The organism is Sabulibacter ruber (assembly GCF_017355955.1).
Lineage (GTDB): Bacteria > Bacteroidota > Bacteroidia > Cytophagales > Hymenobacteraceae > Nibribacter > Nibribacter ruber_A.
Genome location: NZ_JAFFID010000002.1, coordinates 259444 through 276065, shown reverse-complemented (window position 1 = coordinate 276065; position 16622 = coordinate 259444). Strand labels below are relative to the sequence as shown.

At 49.2% G+C, this 16622-nt stretch carries 13 protein-coding genes; 3 read left to right on the top strand and 10 right to left on the bottom strand.

Annotation, left to right across the window (positions count from 1 at the left end):
• Nucleotides 1–5: 5 nt before the first annotated feature.
• From JT719_RS12530 to JT719_RS12520, 3 genes are all read right to left on the bottom strand, one after another.
• Complete coding sequence (locus tag JT719_RS12530) at nt 6–1433, bottom strand: hypothetical protein (protein ID WP_207433684.1); 1428 nt, start codon at nt 1431–1433, stop codon at nt 6–8.
• Nucleotides 1434–1611: 178 nt separating this feature from the next.
• Complete coding sequence (gene crtD, locus JT719_RS12525) at nt 1612–3099, bottom strand: 1-hydroxycarotenoid 3,4-desaturase CrtD (RefSeq protein WP_207433683.1); 1488 nt, start codon at nt 3097–3099, stop codon at nt 1612–1614.
• A gap of 123 nt (nt 3100–3222) precedes the next feature.
• Nucleotides 3223–3666, bottom strand: coding sequence for an SRPBCC family protein (locus tag JT719_RS12520; RefSeq protein WP_207433682.1), 444 nt, complete (start codon nt 3664–3666; stop codon nt 3223–3225).
• 106 nt (nt 3667–3772) lie between these two features.
• Here JT719_RS12520 and JT719_RS12515 point away from each other — a divergent pair, with 106 nt between their 5' ends.
• Together JT719_RS12515 and JT719_RS12510 are read left to right on the top strand one after the other, a co-directional pair.
• Entirely contained in the window at nt 3773–4468 is a 696-nt protein-coding gene (locus JT719_RS12515) for a hypothetical protein (protein ID WP_207433681.1), read from the top strand.
• A gap of 215 nt (nt 4469–4683) precedes the next feature.
• A complete protein-coding gene (locus JT719_RS12510) occupies nt 4684–5343 on the top strand; it encodes a hypothetical protein (protein WP_207433680.1) in 660 nt (219 codons plus the stop codon).
• Nucleotides 5344–5551: 208 nt separating this feature from the next.
• Here JT719_RS12510 and JT719_RS12505 read toward each other — a convergent pair whose 3' ends face one another.
• From JT719_RS12505 to rbfA, 6 genes are all read right to left on the bottom strand, one after another.
• Nucleotides 5552–7192, bottom strand: coding sequence for a hypothetical protein (locus tag JT719_RS12505; protein ID WP_207433679.1), 1641 nt, complete (start codon nt 7190–7192; stop codon nt 5552–5554).
• Between the two features lie 190 nt (nt 7193–7382).
• Nucleotides 7383–10322: a DEAD/DEAH box helicase gene (locus tag JT719_RS12500; RefSeq protein ID WP_207433678.1), complete on the bottom strand. Its 2940-nt coding sequence runs from the start codon at nt 10320–10322 to the stop codon at nt 7383–7385.
• A 226-nt stretch (nt 10323–10548) separates the two neighbouring features.
• A complete protein-coding gene (locus JT719_RS12495) occupies nt 10549–11772 on the bottom strand; it encodes an FtsX-like permease family protein (protein ID WP_207433677.1) in 1224 nt (407 codons plus the stop codon).
• 154 nt (nt 11773–11926) lie between these two features.
• A complete protein-coding gene (locus JT719_RS12490; RefSeq protein WP_207433676.1) occupies nt 11927–12400 on the bottom strand; it encodes a GNAT family N-acetyltransferase in 474 nt (157 codons plus the stop codon).
• Between the two features lie 177 nt (nt 12401–12577).
• Nucleotides 12578–13387: a class I SAM-dependent methyltransferase gene (locus JT719_RS12485; protein WP_207433675.1), complete on the bottom strand. Its 810-nt coding sequence runs from the start codon at nt 13385–13387 to the stop codon at nt 12578–12580.
• A gap of 45 nt (nt 13388–13432) precedes the next feature.
• Nucleotides 13433–13885, bottom strand: coding sequence for a 30S ribosome-binding factor RbfA (gene rbfA, locus JT719_RS12480; RefSeq protein ID WP_207433674.1), 453 nt, complete (start codon nt 13883–13885; stop codon nt 13433–13435).
• A gap of 96 nt (nt 13886–13981) precedes the next feature.
• On the opposite strand from rbfA, the gene JT719_RS12475 reads away from it, so the two are divergent.
• Entirely contained in the window at nt 13982–15391 is a 1410-nt protein-coding gene (locus JT719_RS12475; RefSeq protein ID WP_207433673.1) for a hypothetical protein, read from the top strand.
• A gap of 791 nt (nt 15392–16182) precedes the next feature.
• Here JT719_RS12475 and rpiB read toward each other — a convergent pair.
• Nucleotides 16183–16614: a ribose 5-phosphate isomerase B gene (rpiB, locus tag JT719_RS12470; protein WP_207433672.1), complete on the bottom strand. Its 432-nt coding sequence runs from the start codon at nt 16612–16614 to the stop codon at nt 16183–16185.
• Nucleotides 16615–16622 lie beyond the last annotated feature (8 nt).

Here is a 16622-nt window from a genome sequence, read left to right as displayed (position 1 = left end):
TTCTCTCAGGGAGACGCTGCCTTCTTTTGGTAAAGGCGCATGAGTACCTGCCCTTCTCTCAGTTCATGCCGCACAATCCAGTCTTTTCGCAGTGCCTCCAGTTCCTGGTCTGTGAAACCGTTGAACACGTTGGAGTAGAAAATGTAAGATTGGGTGGCCAGGTCTTTCGGTTGAAACTTACGGTGGTCCTGGGTCAGGTCTGTCTCTGCCGGGGAGGCCAGGTTAGGGAAATCACTGCCCACCTGTTCCCACGCTATCTGCTGCCGGTCCAGGTAAACCAGCATGTGCGTTCTAAGCTTGAAGTACGGCAAATGGCCCAGGGTAGCATCCCATCCTTTGGCTATTTTCTCTGGGTACAGCCAGAAATGCCCACTTACCAGGCTTGCGCACAACACCAGGAACACCGCTAAACGTCCCTGCCGTAACGTGATGTGTTGCAGGAGATGTACCGTTAGCAGCCCTAAAAATACATAGACCACCAGCCAGTACCGGTGCCCGATGGGATTGGTGAACCAAACCAGCACCGAAGAAAGAGTGAACAGCGGCACCAGCAGTAGAAACAGTAAATCTCTGGTGTGTGGGGAAAGATTCTTTCTGAACAGCCAAAGCAGAAGTGTGCTGGTCAGCCATAAGGCTACGTGGCCGTAATCCAGCAAGCGCCAGGCAATAAGCGCCAGGTTGCGCAAAAATCCTTTTGGGCTGACAAAAGCAGAGTAAGCGCCCCAATCTGAACTGCGGGAATACCCAATCCACCCGAAATGCTGGTAGTGCAGCATAAGCCAGGTACCTAAAGCAATTCCGGCGGGCAGATACGGCAGTAGTGCTCTTGCTACCCCCAGAAGCGGAGATTTCCTGTTTTCGGGCCAGTTTAGCAGAAAATGGGTCAAAAACACGGCCACTACCAGGATTTGACTTCTGGGGGTATGGAGAGCCATGAACACCAACGCTACGCTTAAAAGCAGCGGTCGTTTCTGTAGAATGGCATTTGCGCAAAGCAAATACAGAAACAGCAGCACCAGGTCTGAGGCCACCTGAGCGGCCTGGGCCAGCAGAGTCGGATCAAGGAAGATGAGTAACATGCCCAGGTAAACCCATCTGGGAGAAAGATACTGTTTCGCTAAAACGTACACTTGCCAGACAATGCCCAACATGAAAGGCAGCATCAGGAAATGGCTTGCCTGTACTGTTTTGCCAAACAGATGCCACCCCGCGGCTAAATACATCCCAAACAAGGGCGGATAGCCTGCCAGCGCAGGGGGGACAAACAACGTAGAGAAGCCGGTTTGGTAGTACCATTGGCCGTACTTAGAGGCCAGTAAAATGCTGTCCCAGAAGAAGCCGTTATCCCGCACATACCACGTGAGCAACCCCATGAACAGCCCAAACGGAGCCACAGTAGGCAAGGCTTGGCGGATGGTAGATGCGTGCGGCATTCTCAAGAGGGCTGATCTATAACAGGTATGAATGGTTTAAATGACCATCTAAGGCCCTGCAAAGAACAGCAATTACACCAGAAAACCCACAGAAGTGTTAGGTTAAAGAAATAAGGTTAGATAAACGTACACGTGAAGCAAGAACGATACACAGCAGATACTATAGTAAGCGGAGCAATCATGTAGTAGCGGGAGAAGAGACAACAGGAGCCAAATCAGTGGCAATCTTAGCCGAGAGCAAACACAACGGAATACCTCCGCCGGGATGCACGCTGCCTCCCACAAAATACAGGCCCTTGAGTTTACTTGAAAAATTAGGATGCCGCAGAAATGCCGCCATCCGGTTGTTGGAGGAGCTACCGTACAAAGCGCCGGCAAAGGAAGACGTATCTGCTTCAATACCTTTAGGGTCCCAGACGCGTTCCGCGGAGATCAAGGGTCCTATCTCCACCCCCAGGGCCTGGCTTACTTTCCGGAGCACGCTCTGGCGGGTTTGCTGAATCAGCTTCTTCCAGTCCTGACCGGCATTGTGGGGTACGTTCACCATTACAAACCAGTTCTCGTGGTCGGTGGGCGCGTCTGAAGGCGTGTACTTAGACGTGATGTTCACATACACGGTGGGGTCCTCAGTTACGGTGCCTTTCTTGAAGATGTGCTCAAACTCTGCTTTATAGTCCTGGCTGAAGAAGATGTTGTGCAGGTCCAGCTCCGGGAATGAGCGGGAAATGCCCCAGTAATAGATCAGCGCCGAACTGCTGCGCGGTTGCTGCAGGGTTCTCTCCGGGGCCGGTTGGCTAGGCAGCAACTTCCGGTAAGTGGGCACCACGTCCATGTTGCTCACTACCAGATCGGCTTCATAAACTCCCTGGCTGGTGCGTACGCCGGTGGCGCGGTTTCCCTGGGTAATGATTTCCTGCACGGGCTCCTGGTACCGGAATTCCACGCCTAGCTCCTCCCCTAGCTTCACCAGACTCTCCGCGATGGCGTAGATGCCACCCTCGGGGTAAAAGGCCCCTATGTTGAATTCCAGGTGCGGAATCAGGTTCAGGGTGCCGGGGGCTTGGTACGGGTCTGAGCCATTGTAGGTGGCGTAGCGGTCCAGCAACTGCACCAAGCGCGGGTCTGAGAACGCCTTGGCGTTGGCGGCGTGCATGGTGGTGGTGAGGCCGAGTTCTGGTAAAGCAGGCAAGGTTTTCAGCACATCGGCACTGATATAGGTGTCCAGCTTGTGCAGCGATTTGTGCAGGAACGTATTGGCGGTGGCGTGGTACAGGCGGGCTACCTTCTGCAGGTGTTTTTTCAGTTGCACTTTGGGGATGCCCAACTTGGTTTCCACCTCCTGGGCGAAGTCCTCTGAGGAGGCGTGGGCAGTGAGGCGGGTACCATCTGGCCAGAAATACTGCGTCACAATGGGCAGGCGCTGGTACCGGAAGTAGTCTTTGGGGTTTCGGCCGGCCAAAGAGAAAAGCTCGTCCACCAGGTGCGGCAAGGTAAATAAGGAGGGGCCGGCATCAAAGCGGTAACCGCCGGGCAGCGTGAACTGCGTCATCTTCCCCCCGAACGAGGCATTGGCTTCCAGCACTGTCACAGTGTAGCCTTTCACCGCTAACCTGATGGCTGCCGCTATGCCGCCAATGCCTGCTCCAATGATGATCGCTTTTGCCATGTTGCCAATCTACGTAGTTTCTGCTTTTATCTGGATAGAACTTGTTCCACGTGTAAAAGTTTTGGAAGGGAGTCGATGTTGCCTCTGTTTCAAACCTATTTTATAGAAAACAGCCCCAAAACACTACCGCACTTTCCCGAAGATCCTGCGGTACACGGGCCCTCGGGCGGCAAACTGCGCGTACATGACCGGGTACAGCAACGCATCCAACACCACCGAGCCGGTGCGGTATTCAATCAGTTCATGGATGACGCTGTGGTGGTCTTCCCGCGTGATGAGGTGCTTGTGTCGCCAGAAGGTTAAGGGCGCGGGCAGTTCCTGGCCTTCGTCTACAAACCAGGCCTCATGGTCGGTGACCTGCCGTTCGGTGATGAGGCTGGTCCAGCGGCGCCGGATGGGACCGGCCTGCAGCTCCACCTCTACCCTGTCGCCGGGGAAACTTCCCTCGAAACGTAAAATTTTTAGCTTGGGGAATGGGGGTGAAAGGGACCTAAACAGGTCTACTGTAAAACCTTCCAAAACGGCCTGGTAATTCTGGGCCACGGGTATCTGAAGATGGAGTCTCATGCAGGCGAAGATGGTTTGGTGATTAACCTGTTCCCCGTGATAAAGTTATCTTAAGATGCCATAACCTGAGAAGGTTTGTGCGCCAAATAAGAAAATCAGATCAAAAATGAGACGAGCGTTCCTGCTGTTAGTAGCTACGGCACTGTTGGGGTTGGGCAGCTGTAACCAATCTAGAAATATTTACACCAGCCGCGCTTTTCCGGCGGCGGCCAAGCAACATAAGACTATTGCCATTTTGCCTTTTGATGTGCAGGTGGGGTTACGGCCTAACCAAATGCGCCAGTTAACGCCTGAGCAGTTGTATGACCTGGAACTGAAACATGGCAGGGCTATCCAGAGCGCTCTTCAAGTCCACTTCCTGAACAAGGTAAACCGGAACGAGGAGAAAGTAGCCGTGCAGGATGTAAACGTAACCAATTCTATCCTGAAAGAGCGCGATATTCAGCCCGAGGAACTGCAGGCTATACCGCCGGCGGAGTTGGCGCAGATGTTGGGCGTGGATGCTGTTATGGTAGGTTCCCTAACTACCCAGAAGCCATTGTCCAATGCGGTGGCGGCGGCCCTTACCATCTACAATTTTCTGTATACCCCTTACGTAAGCGGTGGCGGACCTACCAACTCGGGCAATGCGGCTATCAAAATCTATGATGGCGCCTCGGGAACCTTGCTGTGGAGCTATGAAAAGATGCTTTCCAGAGGCTTGGGCAGTGATACGCACAACATTGTACGGGCTATCACCCGCAAAGCCACCAAGAAGATCCCCTATACCAAGCTTAAGGTAGAAGCCCGGCAAAACAGCTAGGGCAGCCTTCTGCCAAGCCTTGTTTATCCGATTGGCTCTTGCTGAACGAGGCTTGAATAGCCCCAGTTAAGACAACCACCAGACTCTCCGCTGAGATGAATACTATGTTAAGTATTTTTCTTTCCTATATAGTACTTAATTGATATAATTTTTTATTTTCACAGTCCCAGACTTTGTTCAACCTATCAACTTCTTCATTTTTAAAAACCTCTTCTATGAAACGTACTTCAATCTTCCTCGCCCTTTTTGCTCTGCTGCTGAGCTTTGGAGCTTCTGCCCAAACAAGGGAAATCTACACTAATCCGGCATTTGCCACCCTGGCGAAAAGCCACAAAACCTTAGCCATCCTGCCGTTTGAGGCTACTATTGGCCTGCGTCCTAACCAGCAGAAAAACCTGACGCCGGAGCGCATCAAGGAAATGGAGAAAAACGAGGGCTTGGCCGTGCAGAGTGCCTTGCAGACCTATTTCCTGAAAGTGAGCAGCAAAGACGATTTCACGGTTTCTTTCCAGGATGCGGCCACTACCAATGCCATGCTGATGAAAAACAACATCACCGCCGAGAACATCAAGAGCTTCACTCCCGCCGAGTTGTCCAAGGTTTTAGGCGTGGATGGCGTAATCACCGGTACCTTCAGCACCGATAAACCAATGTCTGACGGCGCTTCTTTGGCCTTGGGCTTGGTGGTAGGCTTCTACGGCGCTACCAACTCTGGTAAAACCGCTATCAATATCTATGATGGTACTTCGGGGGAGTTGCTCTGGAAATATGAGAAGAGCCTGTCAAGAGGCTTAGGCAGTGATACCAACACCATCATCACTACCATCATGCGCAAAGCCTCTAAGAAATTTCCTTACGCTAAATTGAATTCATAAGCTCTTTGTAGAGCGAAAGCAGAATCGCCCGCTGGTGCATAGCCATCAGCGGGCGATTCCTATTTTAGCTCTAAAATGTAAATGCAATAAAGTTCACAATTACATATGGCTTTCGGTTAGCTTATTAATTATTATCCGTTTATATATATTACAACGAGTAAGCGTGTTATTAAAGTCAAAACTAATTGTTTTTGTTAATAGGAATAAATTACTCACAAATTTCATTTACTATTTCTAGAACTTTAATTATTAGCTTTGAAACTTTTATAATCCTTTCTTTTGTCCAATCATCTTCTTCCCATAAATATGGTAAAATATGAAACGGAATTACAGATTCACTATTTGATATTGCTTTTAGCCAATCTGAGAATATTATAGTGTAATCATTGGGAGTGTCAGTATTAGAAACTATCTGAGTATATATATCTTCAGAAAGGGACTCTATCTCTAAATATAAGGAATTCTTTAAATTCTCGTCAATGTTTTGTATCAAGAAATGAACAAAAGATAAGATGTCGGAAGTAAGTCTATTTCTATGCTGTATTTCTGTAGTAGTTATTACGCCAATTATTTTATCAATTTTGTTGTCATATGAATCATCTAGTAAAATTGTCTTACTTTTAAATTCTTCTAATGTTGCTTTTTTTATTACATCGCTTGAAATAGAAGTATAAGGTAACAATTGGAAATCACCAAGCGTATATTGTGGGCAATATATATAACCAGTTTCTTTATTAGTAGAGGTTACAATTTTGTTGTTTGCTATTTTGTCAAAATCTTCTGCATACTTTAAAAAAGGTTGATCAAATTTTTCTTCTGAAAGTGGAGCTATTTTTAAGAAATTATTATAATGCCTTTGTGCATAATATTGGGCAAAGTAATATAAGAATACTTCTTCGTCGAAAGAACTAAATAGTTCAGAAAGGGTTCTTAGTATCTTAAATTCAGATTGTAGCTTCTCCTCTATTCCTATTGCTACTTCTCTTTCTTTTAATTCAATTAATTTTGAAATATAGGGAGGTAGTAAATGTAAGTCCTTTTTAGGTATTTGATCTAAAGGTTTGCCTATAATCCTTAATATTTCTTCCTTCTGAGGCTCTAAGGATTTTTTCCCCCATATTAATTCAGCTAAATCCCTAAAGCTCTTAGCGTGTTGAGTTATTTCTGTTTTGTTTAAATTGCTTTTGTCTGGGTTATGATCCGATATTCCAAAAGTTTTATACTCTAAATTTAATGTTCGATATATTCTTTTTCTTTTATCTAGGCATATTCTTAACTGGTTTAAGAACTCCTTAGGGGTGAATAGCTGATTAATAGATCGATTATACTTGACCCATGTAACATCCGCTAGTAAAACACTTATCTTTTTTATTCCAACTGAATATGACATCCTCAAAGTTCTACCTATATCGGCAAGTAACAGAATTGTATCTGAAGTTGGTGAAAGGCCATGGCATAATAATAAGGAACTATAAATGTTGTCATTTATCTTAGTATTTAGATTGAATAAATCAATAAACTTATAATTATCACTAAACGAACTAAAATATTTATATAAAAGCTCTGGATGATTAACGTCTTCATGCAATTTCCTAGACGAACTCCAACCTAAAGCGTACATTTTAGAGAAAAGTATTTCTGGGAATGCTACTGATAATGCTAAAGTTTTATCTGTTAAAGTTACTGTATTTGTTATTCCTAAAGTTGCACGACCTAATCGTGTAAAGTAGGTTTCATTTTTCCTTCTTTCTATTCTAGCTATATCTATGTTCTTGGTATTCTTGGCTTTGTCAATTTCCTGTTGAAATCTATTATTAGAATGTTCAATAATATCTTTTAGATTGAGCATAGTTTATTTAGTTTGTAGTAAAAAAATATGTTAAAGTAAGTTATAATATTTATACTTCAGTATATAATTGAATTTACATAAATACAGTATATAGTGTAATTCTAATCGTTATATAAGGTAGTATCTAGTTTTACTTATGAACATACAGCCACTTTAAGGTCTACTTTCACTAAAACCAGCCCTTAAACGCTTAGCTCAATAAGTTCTCAATGTCTTCTTTGGTGAGGCGTTTGATGACGGCTTCATCGGTGGAGATGAGGTCTGAGACCATTTGCAGTTTCTTGTCCTGCAGGGCCAGGATTTTCTCTTCTACGCTGTTTTTGGTGATGAACTTGTAGGTGAAGACGGTGTTCTGCTGGCCAATCCGGTGCGCACGGTCAACGGCCTGGGCTTCCACGGCGGGATTCCACCAAGGGTCCAGGATGAACACGTAGTCGGCGGCGGTGAGGTTGAGACCTACGCCCCCGGCTTTCAGGGAGATAAGGAAGACCGGTAACTTGGGGTCGTTCTGGAAGTTGGCTACCTGGGCCTGACGGTCTTTGGTGGAGCCGTCCAGGTAAGCGTATTTGATCTTGCGCTCGTCCAACGAAGCCCGCACGATATCCAGGTGCTTTACGAACTGGCTGAAGATAAGCACTTTGTGCCCCTCGCTGACCACGTTGCGGGTTAAACGCATCACTTCGCCCAGTTTGCCAGATTCGGCGGTGGACTCCGGATCGGCCATGCGGGGGTGGTTGGCAATCTGCCGCAGTTTCATCAAACCCTGCAAGAGCATGAACTGAGACTTGGCGGTGCCTTGCTCCTCAATGTTCTTCAGGATCTTGTTGCGGTAGTAAGACTTGGTTTCCTCGTAGGCATGCTCCTGCTCCTCCGTCATCTTGCAGTAGGCAACGTGCTCAATCTTCTCGGGCAGTTCTTTGGCTACCTGGCTCTTGTGCCTACGCAGAATGAACGGCTTGATGAGCGCGTGCAAACGACGGGTTTTCTGCTCGTCTTTCAGCTTCTCAATAGGGCGCAGAAATTCCTTCTTAAAGAAATTCTGCGTACCCAGCAGCCCCGGATTGATGAACGACATCTGGCTCCACAGATCCAGCGTGCTGTTCTCCACGGGCGTACCCGTGAGAATCAGGCGGTGCTTGGATTTCAGATCCCGGATGCTGATAGACGTGTTGGAGTTAGGATTCTTGATAGCCTGACTCTCATCTAAAATGATGTAGTCAAACATGTACTTCTGCAGAATCTCGTGGTCCAGGCGCACAATGCCGTAAGACGTGAGAATAAGATCGTAATGCTTGAACTGCGAGACGCTCTTGTTGCGGTACGTGCCGGTGTAGGTAAGAATACGCAGCTGCGGGGTGAATTTCTGAGCCTCTGCGAGCCAGTTGTAGATCAAAGAAGTGGGCATCACCAGCAAGGAAGCACTCTGGGCGCCGTTCTCTTTGCGGTGCTGCAGCATGGCCAGCGTCTGCACGGTTTTTCCCAGACCCATGTCATCGGCGAGGCAGCCACCAAAGTGGTATTCCTGCACAAAATGCAGCCAGTTATAACCCGCCTTTTGGTACGGACGCAGCTCGCCTTTAAAACCGGCTGGCAATGGTTTGTCTTCCACCACTTCAAACTCGCGCAGTTTCTCCAGTTTGCGGCTCATGGTCACGTGGGCTAGGTTACCGTTCTGCAGATCGCTTACCAGAGACAGGTGGTGCTTGCGCAGCTTCAGCTCGTCTTCGCCCTCAGAGAAGGCAAACAGCTCCAGGTATTGGGTAAACCACTCCTCAGGGATGATGGCAATCTGGCCGTTGGGTAGCTTGTACTCGCGGCGCTTGGTGAGAATATGGTTCCTGAGCTTGATAAACGGAACCTCATAGGGCCCAAACCGAACGGTACCGTAGATATCAAACCAGTCATTGGTCTCATTAATGCCCACGTTCACCGAGGTTTCGCCTATGAAGTAGTTCTTCTCAGACTGGCTCTGCTTCAGGGTAAAACCTAGTTCTTCCAGGGTCTTGGCATGGCTGTTCAGCCACCAAAACGCCTTAGGTTTGTCCATGACAGCCTTGCCGTTTCGGATGTCCAGGCCGCGGCTGGAAAGCTCCCGCAGGAACTGGGCCTCCTGGCTCAAGTCACGGTGCAGGCGATGGAATATGTAGGAATCAGGGGTTTTCTCCACGCTTACGCTGATTCGCTTAGATTCCTGCGTGCCCACGGTATAGCTTCCGTATCTGAAATTCAGCTGGAAAACGATCTTGTCGCCCTCAGACGGATTCCTGATCTCCTCTTCCTCCTCGTCATCACCGGCGGTGGCAAACAAAGCCGGAGAAGGCTCCGCCACGGCCAATTCAGAGAACTGGAGTTGCGGCTCTGGCACGTAGCGTTCGGTTTTTATATCGAAGCCCTTGGCGTACACATCAAACTGCTCTACCAGCGGGGCCACAAACTTGCGGTAATAGCTTTCCTCCACGTTGCGGGGCACCACTATGAACTTCTTGTTCAGGAACGGCTGCAGCTTTTTGCCGTCTACCTGTTTCTCAAAGCTGTACAGGCAGTCGTTCAGGAGCAGCCAGGCGGGCTCTTTGCAGACCAGCACGGCGTCTTTGTACTGGAAGTCCAGCTTCTCGCCTTTGTACTTGATGGTGGGGAAATAATGCGTGTTGTCGTCGTTACGGCGGAAATGGAACAGCACGGTGGCCTTCTCGGTGGCCATGCTCAGGCTTTTCCAGGTAGGCTCGCCGTCTTTGCCCATCACAAACACCATCTTGCCGTTCAGCAGCTCCAGAATGCGAGCCATACGGCTATGGATGTAATGCTCAATGTTCTCCTGCAACAGCTTATCGCCTTTAGCGGGATCATAGGTTTTGAAGAAGAAATCGGCGAGGGTGGTTTTCTTTACCGCGAATTTCTTGAACACCGCATCCTGCTGGATCTGGTCTGTGAGTTCAATGAGCTCAAAATCCGTTTCCTCTAAACGGGCGGCAAATTCATCGGCGTTCTTGCTGGAGATGTTCTGGTGCTGGAGGGTGAGTTGCTTCTTGGAATTGACCTGCACCACGTAAGACTCAAACAGATAACCCAGATATTCATGCTCAAAGAGTGAATATATGATCTGAAAAGGCTGTGTGGTGAATACTTTCATGACAGAGGCTCGCTTTCCCAATCTTGAAAGTACAACAAATTATTTTCTTCACCGCAGTAAAAGGCAGAAATTTTAGCCCAACTTCTGCTTTTTAGCTGAGGTTTGTCCTATTTTAGAGCTGTTTTCTAAGAAAAAGGCTCAAAACACCCGCTTTGTACACCTCCAGGTTCAAGGATTGGCACTATCTGTTTACCAGTTCTTTTTCTAAAAAGAGTCCTAAAACGGATTATAAATTCTCCCGAATGGAAAGAGCGGCGGCTTTTCGGGCCGGCCTAATGGAAACAATAAGGGTGATGCACACAATGGCCACCGCCGTTAAAAGAAAATCGGTGGGCCGCATCAAGACCGGGTACGCCTCCACCACCGAGGTGCTCATGCCCATAGAAACCAACCCAAAGGTCTGTTGCGCCCAGCAGAGTGCCCCACCCAGCACTAGGCCTACGAAAGCGCCGGAGAAGGCTACAATCGCCCCCTCGGTTAAGAAGATGCGCCGAATGGTAGAGGCGTCTGTGCCCAACGATGCCAGAATAGCAATGTCTTTCTGTTTGTCCAGCACCAGCATGGAAAGCGAGAAAAAGATGTTGATGGAGGCAATGAGCAGCACGAACGTGAACGTGACAAACACAAACAGCTTCTCCACTTTCACGGCCCTCAGCAAGCTTACGTGCTGTTCCTCGCTGTTTTGTACGTTGAAGTTCTTGCCCAACAATTTCTGCAGTTCGGTTTTCACGTGGTCTATGTCTTCTACTTCCCTGGTTTTGATCTCCAGGGAGGTGCGTTTGTTTTCATAACCCAACAGTTCCTCGGCAAAGGTGATGGGCACAAACACGTACTGGTCATCGTACTGCCGTTCAATAGCGAATACGCCGCCCGCCTGGATGCCCAACTGCCGGAATGCGTTTTCTGGGTTAATCACCGTTTTCTTGCCTGCTTTGGGGTACAGGAACTGCAAAGGCGTAAAAGGGTTTTCTGGCCTGATGGAGAGCTGGTACTGCACGCCGCGGCCAATCAAGGCGAATTGTTTCCCGTCCCGGACCAGGTGGTGGTCACCGTCTACAATAGCCGAGTCAATCTGGTTCTGCTGAAAGAAATTGTTGGTCACCCCTTTGATCTTCACCACCATCTGGCGGTCATTGTAGCGCAGCAGGGCATTGTCTTCTATGACTTCGGTGAGCAGGGCCACGCCCGGCGTTTTCCTGATTCTTTCCAGGAACTGGGCATCGGTCTCAAAAGACTTTCCTTGTACCGGGGTGATCTTGATTTCGGGGTCAAACTTGCCGTACAATGACCGGATCAGGTCTTCCAACCCGTTGAACACCGAGAGCACCACAATCAGGGCCATGGTGCCCACTCCCACGCCAATCATGGCAATGATGGAGATGATGTTGATGATGTTGCGCTTCTTCTTGGTGAAAAAGTACCGCCGGGCGATAAAAAGGGCAACGTTCATCTTTGGGTAATACGTGAATGAGTGATTGAATTAATGAGTAGCCGGAAAGACATCTTTCCAGTGCTCAGGTCCCGTTTACTGTTCTAAGGCAAAAGGGTTATGTTTTCTGTACCGGTGAGCGCAGTTTCCTGCTTGTAACGCAGCTTGCCTGGTCCTATTGTTCCTGCACTTTAACAGAAGCAGTGGGTTTGGTCATGCACACGCTGTTTTCAATGTTGGCATATTGGCCGTAGTTAGGAATAACGGTATAACCGCTCTTGGTGTACAGCCTGATAGCCTCTGGCTGGGCTTTGCCGGTTTCCAGAATCAGGTTTTGGTACTCCATTTCGGCGGCCCAGCGCTCCAGTTCTTGTAAGACCTGGCCGGCAATGCCCTGTCCTCTGAATTCTGGCAGCACAAACATCCTTTTCACCTCCATAGTGTCTGGGGAATAGGCTTTAATAGCCCCACACCCTACCGGAACCATCTTATGATAGGCCACCACCACGTGCTTGATATGGTTAATCTTATTGAACTGGGCATAGAAAGAGTGGTCATCTCCGTCCCGCACGTGGAGGTCGGCGTCCAGCAGGAACACTAAGTCTACAAAGTCTTTGTTGCTTGAATCTGTTCTGACTAACTCTATCATTTTTCCGGATACAATAAGGGGATATAAGTGTATTATCCGGTGAAGGTAATGTTTCTGAAGAAATTGTCCAAATCAAAGAAAAATGTCTGTTTTAGAGCTGTTTTCCTGAAAACAGGCCTAGAACAGACACCTTGGTTTGGCTTCCAAAAACACTATTTCACCGGTTCACCTACCGCCTTATTTCCAGGCTTTCACAATGAGGCCGGTTCCTGTTTGGTGTTTGCCGTTCACGTCAAACCAGTTCAGGAGGAGGCAAAACGGGTACACCAGAAGATAATAGAACGGCAAGATCACGAAGAACAGCTTGCTGGCCCCCAGCATCAGAATGGGGTACTTCATGCTCAAACGCCAGGAAATCTTGCCGGGAGAACCGTAAGAATAGTGGGCCTCGGTACGGCTGAACCCGGCGCTTTTCAGTTTCTGCTGGATTTCCTGGATGTTGTAGCCATCGCGTACGTGCTCTTCAATGAACGAACTCTCGTCATCGCCGTGCACGTCTGAGCCCCCCTGGTCAGATGGGGTGGAGATCAGCAGCATTCCGCCCGGGCGCATAGAGGCATGAAAGTTCTTGAACACCTCCACGTCTTCCAGGATGTGCTCCATCACGTCCACACTCAGCACCAGGTCAAAGGCCTGCGGATCACGGAAGGTCACCAGGTCTTCTTTCCGGAACATCACGTTGTGACGCTTGATCTTCTGGAAGAAGTTGGCGCAGTCGGCAATCTGCTCGTCTTTTACGTCTACGGCCAGAATGCGCCATTTGGGGCTCATGCCAGACATGTAATACGTGTACTGCCCGAAGCCGGAGCCGGCATCCAGAATCTGCACCGGGTGCTGACGCTTGTTTTTAGCCCAGGCGCGAAGTTCTTTGTGGATGTGCCACGTGCGCAACAGAAGCAGGTCTAGGAGATTGTAAAAAAGCTTGCGCAGGAAAGGCGTTTTGTTGAACGCCTCACCCAGAACGCGTTTAATTGGATCGTACTGCATGGGTGGGTTTAGTAGCTGGCTTGCGCTTAAGGAACGATTACGGCATTAACGGCCATCGGCATCTTCGTCATCGTCGTCAATGTCTTCGTCGTAAAAGTAATCTTCGTCTTCGCGGCTGAACGGGTTAGTGGGATCTTCTTTAGACTCGGCGGGGATGTCCAGTTCAGAGATGATCTTGTCCATTTTGGCGGCGTACTCAGCGGTTTCATCCAGGTAGAAAATCAGTTCCGGGATAACGCGCACCTGGTTTTTGATGCGCTTGGCCAGCTCGTGCCGGATGGTCTTGGCATTGACGCGGATTTCATTGAGCAAATCACGGCCTTTGGGGTTGAGCAACAGGCTGAGGTGGATCTTGGCCACCCCCAGATCTGGGGACACTTTCACCCCGCTGACAGATATATATGCCCCCTGAAACAAATGCGAGACATCGCGCTGAAAGATCTCAGCAATCTCTTTTTGAATCAAGCGGGCGAATTTTTGTTGGCGTTTACTTTCCATGGTTCGACAAATATCGTATTAATTTCACATTTTTACCCCACAATCCGTCCTCCACTTTGGCTACAGGTCAGAGTGGAGGCTAAGTCGCGCATACGCTTGATACGATTCTTCCGCAGTTTGTTTCCGTCCAGGTGGGTGGTGTTGGTGCTGCTGTTTCTCCTAATTCGGCTTCCGTTGCTCTTTTTGGGGCTGCCTACCACGCTCTCAGAGCTGCACTACGTGCTGGTGGGGGAGCGCCTGAGCAACGGGTTCATGCTCTACCAGGACCTGTACGATACCACCGGGCCTCTCTCGGCGGCCGTGTACTGGTTTCTGGATTGGCTTGCTCCGCGTTCTTACTTGTTGCACCGGTTAGTGGCCACCGCTCTTGTTGCGTACCAGGCTTTCCTGCTGAATTTTATTTTCAACCGCAACCAGGTGCATCCTTACAAGTCTTACGTGCCGGCCTTGCTGTACCTTTTGTTTGGGAGCATCTTCTTTGAATTGGACGTGCTTTCGCCGCTGTTGCTGGGGCATACTTTTGTGATTCTGGCCGTGTATAGTTTTACGGCTATTTCAAAGGAGGCCACCAATGCCGGACGCTTGTTTAAAGCAGGTTTCATGTTGGGCGTGGCTGCGCTGTTCTACCTGCCGCTGGTGTGGTTCCTGGTGCTGGGCTTCTTCGCGATCATCTACTTCGCCTCAGCCGCTTTTAGGAGCACGCTGTTGATGCTCACGGGCTTTGTGTTCCCCTTTACCGTGGTGCTCACGTACTTCCTGTACCAGAATGCTCTGGTGCCTTTTCTGGAGCAAGGGCTAACGTGGTCCTGGCAGTTTACCTTCACCTTTGGCTTACCAGGCCCCCAGGTGCTGCTAGTGGCGGCAATTCCGCTGGGTATTCTGGCGTTGTCTTTCCTGAGCTTACCGCTTATTTCCCTTGGTCCCAACTACCAGGCCCGCTTCCTGCAATTCATGCTCATTTGGGTGATTATGGTAGTGCTGGTGCTCATCAGCGGGCACGACGGATCGGCTAAAGGCTTGATTCTGCTAATGCCTTTGATTTCCTACTTCGGGATATTCCTTTTCAGTCTCTGGGGAAACCGGGTCTGGATAGCCGAGATCCTCTTTCTGGTGATTGTGGCCGCTGTGGTAGCCATGCGCTACAACCCTTTGAACCTGGTGTACCCTTCCCTGGGAATTAAGCCCGAGCTGGTGCAAGTGCAGGATTCCCCTAAGTACCGGCAGATAGCAGGCGAGAAACTGCTGGTGCTAGGCCCAGACCTGAATTATTACCAGAACAACAGCCTTGGTTCTCCTTACCTGCGCTGGGACCTGGCCAAACCTTACTTCGGGCGCCTGAACCACTACGATGCCCTCTTCACCGTACTGCAAGACCTCCGGAAAGACCTCCCCTCCTACATCGTAGACCAGCAGAACCTCATGCCCGAGCTCCAGTACAAACTGCCTTTGGTATTCCAGCGGTACGAGAAAGTAGAAAACGGGCCCTTTTACAAGCGCGTTCGGTAGGTATAGTACTATTTCAAAGAGTAGCATTCTTGGCTTGTTTTGCTGAAAACAGGCCAGAAACGATTTCACATTCCTTTCCCCTTAGAAGCTCATCTACAACAAACCCGTCCACAGGACGATGAAGGTATTGCAGCAATGAAAACAGCAGTCAGTTGAATGCCCCAAAGTCGCTGTTGGGCGCATGCGTACCCAACAGCGACTTTGGGGCAAGCAGTGGCTGATCAATCGGCAATGGCCTGCATCCCGATGAAATAGATAGCGGTGCCGGGTGTCACAGTTCCGAAGCCTCACTGTTTGAGCGTCAGCGAGTTTGAGGCTTCTTGATTCTTTTGGTTACTTTTCTCATCAAGGAGAAAAGTGACAAACGCCCGCAGAACGCATCTGCAACCCGAAAGTTAGAAGACAGGAAGTAGGAGGTAGCGGCTTGAGGAGCAGACTGGGTTGTTGGTGAGAACACCAACAACGGCGAACGGCAAATGGCGGGCGAAGCGGCAAGCTAAAAAGAAAGGCACGGAAGTAACTTCCGCGCCATAGAAGGTATCACTGACTTGCAAACTTCAGACCATGGTAGGTTTAAGTTGAAAACTTGAACCATGGAGAAAGATGGATTTGCAGGTGTAAACATCCCCTACACCTTTCAAAGGGGAAATCCAGAGACTGAGACGCAGCTTAGGGTGTTGAGGGTAGAGTTTACCTTAAATCAGCAAGAGTAACAATAAAACGCCGTTTAGGGCTTCCTTTCAGAAAAGTAAGCCCTAAACGGCGTTTTTATTAAAAGAGAAAAATCAGCCTTAAACGCAGGCAATCTTATCAACCCGGGTCTGGTGGCGGCCGCCTTCAAACGGAGTAGTCAGGAAGGCTTCCACCATTTGGCGGGCTACTTCCTCACTCACAAACCGTGCGGGGACGCAGAGGACGTTGGCGTTGTTGTGGGAGCGGGCCAGCTCGGCGAGTTCTCTCTGCCAGCATAGCGCGGCCCTGATTCCGGCGTGTTTGTTCGCGGTGATGGCTACACCGTTGCCGCTGCCGCAGAGCAGGATGCCCAGTTCATACTCCTTGTTCTCCACGGCAGTAGAAAGCGGGTGCACATAGTCTGGGTAATCCACGGAAGCCTCAGAGAACGGTCCGAAGTCCTTTACCTCGTGGCCCAGTTCTTCCAGTTGCTGTTTCACTATCCCTTTGTATTGATAACCGGCGTGGTCGCCGCCCAATGCTATTTTCATGGTTGGGT

Excerpts from the sequence above, each read along its gene's own strand:
- JT719_RS12500 (WP_207433678.1), bottom strand. The coding sequence starts at position 10,322 with ATGAAAGTATTCACCACACAGCCTTTTCAGATCATATATTCACTCTTT.
- rpiB (WP_207433672.1), bottom strand. The coding sequence starts at position 16,614 with ATGAAAATAGCATTGGGCGGCGACCACGCCGGTTATCAATACAAAGGG.
- crtD (WP_207433683.1), bottom strand. The coding sequence starts at position 3,099 with ATGGCAAAAGCGATCATCATTGGAGCAGGCATTGGCGGCATAGCGGCA.
- JT719_RS12485 (WP_207433675.1), bottom strand. The coding sequence starts at position 13,387 with ATGCAGTACGATCCAATTAAACGCGTTCTGGGTGAGGCGTTCAACAAA.
- JT719_RS12510 (WP_207433680.1), top strand. The coding sequence starts at position 4,684 with ATGAAACGTACTTCAATCTTCCTCGCCCTTTTTGCTCTGCTGCTGAGC.
- JT719_RS12490 (WP_207433676.1), bottom strand. The coding sequence starts at position 12,400 with ATGATAGAGTTAGTCAGAACAGATTCAAGCAACAAAGACTTTGTAGAC.
- JT719_RS12505 (WP_207433679.1), bottom strand. The coding sequence starts at position 7,192 with ATGCTCAATCTAAAAGATATTATTGAACATTCTAATAATAGATTTCAA.
- rbfA (WP_207433674.1), bottom strand. The coding sequence starts at position 13,885 with ATGGAAAGTAAACGCCAACAAAAATTCGCCCGCTTGATTCAAAAAGAG.
- JT719_RS12520 (WP_207433682.1), bottom strand. The coding sequence starts at position 3,666 with ATGAGACTCCATCTTCAGATACCCGTGGCCCAGAATTACCAGGCCGTT.
- JT719_RS12530 (WP_207433684.1), bottom strand. The coding sequence starts at position 1,433 with ATGCCGCACGCATCTACCATCCGCCAAGCCTTGCCTACTGTGGCTCCG.
- JT719_RS12515 (WP_207433681.1), top strand. The coding sequence starts at position 3,773 with ATGAGACGAGCGTTCCTGCTGTTAGTAGCTACGGCACTGTTGGGGTTG.
- JT719_RS12495 (WP_207433677.1), bottom strand. The coding sequence starts at position 11,772 with ATGAACGTTGCCCTTTTTATCGCCCGGCGGTACTTTTTCACCAAGAAG.